1 protein-coding gene is annotated in these 2090 nt (G+C 66.8%); it reads right to left on the reverse strand.

Annotation, left to right across the window (positions count from 1 at the left end; all coding sequences use genetic code 11):
• Positions 1-53: 53 nt before the first annotated feature.
• Positions 54-2090 (reverse strand): hypothetical protein (locus AX692_RS20300; protein WP_196491816.1); only part of this gene is annotated, 2037 nt, incomplete at its 5' end.

A 2090-nucleotide genomic window follows, 5' to 3' on the forward strand; every position in this document is an offset into this window, starting at 1 on the left:
GACCCCCCTGGCGGGGTGGGAGGTTTCCCGTTCCTCCCACCCCGCCAGGGGGGTCAGATCACCTCGTCGAAGCTGTACATGAAGGGCTTGCCCGCGAGCCGGTTGCCGAAGCCGTAGTTGAACGGCAGCACCGTCCGCCCGTCTGGTCCGACGTAGGGCCATTGCTCTTCGTTACCGGGCCGGCCAGGTTGATAGCGGGCAGCGTAGTTCTCGATAAAGATTCCGTAATCGTGGACGATCTTGCCGTTGTAATCGAGCACGGTCAGGACCTGCGCGTTGAGAGCAAGGTTCGGGCCCGCACCGCCGAACCCGGCCTGGTTCGCTCCCACACCGACGAACACCGGATCGACAAGCCGGCTGTCGCGCAGCCGCGCCTGGAGGTCACCCCTGTAACTGGTGACGATGATCTGCCGCTCGCCACGCGCGACGAAGTAGAGGTCGTCGGTGCGCGAGCCGCCAGCGATCGGGGTTGCGATCTGGGTCGGGTTGCGGCCCACCTGCCAGGTGCGCAGCGGCTCTTGCGGCATCACCGGGCTGCGCGGCGGGTCGATCAGCGAGGCGACGTCATATTGCCGCACTGTCCCATCCATCGACGCGACGGTCATCAGGTTCGCGCCGTGGTTCCAGCTGAGCCGGTCCCACCCGGCGAGCGTGCTGGTTCCGCTGCGCAGTTGCCATGCCATCACCGCGGTCGGCTGGGTCACGCTGAGAGTTCCGAGGACCACCGGCCGCTGCTCGGGACGCGAGGCGAACGTGAAGGGCCACTGGTTGTCCGCAGGGCCTTGATTGCCACTGGCGGTCTGGTTCCAGTTCGTCTCGCTGGTCAGGTACATGGTGCGGTAGAAGTTGAGTAGCGGACGCAAGTCGACCACCGCGACGCGGTTTTCCGCGCGCGAGGCGACCACCGCATACCCGGCCGAGGCGAGCAGCTTCCACTGCGTTTCGATCGGCAGGAAGGTATTCAGCGATTGCAGGCTGCGCGCGTTCCACTGGTCGCGGCCCGTCTGGGTCTTGAGCTCGGGCCCGCGCCAGAACTCGAACCCGCGAAACTTCATCGTTCCGGTCGAGATGGTGACGCCAAGGCTGGTCGGCGCCTGCATCGGCAGGTCGATGAAGCCGAGCAGTTTGAGGCCGCGCACCCCCGGCCAGCTCTGCACGCCCCAGCCGTGGCGCCCGGCGTCCTCGTTGCCGATATTGGATGGATTGTCTGCCCCAACCGCGATCACCCCGAGTTGCCCCTTGCGGTTCTGCGCGTCCCACACGGTGACCAGCAGGAACTCGTTCATCGCCGTCAGCGCGAGCGCGGTCGGGACTTTGCCGGTGGGCAGGCGGATCGAAGTCTCGCACGGCGTGCCGGTGGCAAAGCCATTGCAATACTGGTCATTGCCTGTCCCCGCCGCGGCGATCACGCCGTTCTGGAAGGCGAGAAAGCCTGTGATGGAGCTCTGGATCTGGCCACGGGTAGTGGCGATCGCCGGAAGCGGCAGGTCGGGATATTGCTGCAGCAAACGTGACACGACCGGAGTCGTCGGGGCCGAGATATTGTTCCGGTTCCAGTAGTCGGGATACCATTCCGCGCGCATCCGCATGCACAGACCCACGGTCGCCCCGTCGCTGGCGCGGGCCGCCCGCGCGCCGTCGAAGCCGCGCATGTTGGCGACGCCGCGCCGCAGTTCGGCAGGCGCATTGCTGTCGGGGACGAACAGCATCTGCCCCGACATCTGCCAGCCGCCGCCGCCACCTGCGCCGTCGCCGTAGCCGGTTGGGGATTCGCTCTGGATCAGCTTGTCTGGCGTCTGGCAGAACCGGTCGGCGAGCGCACGGTTGGTGCCGCCCTTCCACAAGCCGTTGGGCTCGGGCTGGTAGACGGTCTCGGTGGCAGGCGCAGTGTTGTAGTCGACCGCGCTTGGGCCGAGCCGGTAATTGACCATCTCCTCCCGATGGTAATTGGCCGCGACCCGGGCATATTCGGCCTGGTTGATCGAGCCGTCGTTGTTGAGGATCAGCTCGCGCCACTGCCCTATCTGGCGTTCGCCGCCGACCACGGCCGGAGGCGTGGCGGTTGGTGCCGGGGTCGGCGGCGAACGCCA

The organism is Erythrobacter donghaensis, assembly GCF_001557325.1.
Taxonomy (GTDB): domain Bacteria; phylum Pseudomonadota; class Alphaproteobacteria; order Sphingomonadales; family Sphingomonadaceae; genus Erythrobacter; species Erythrobacter donghaensis_B.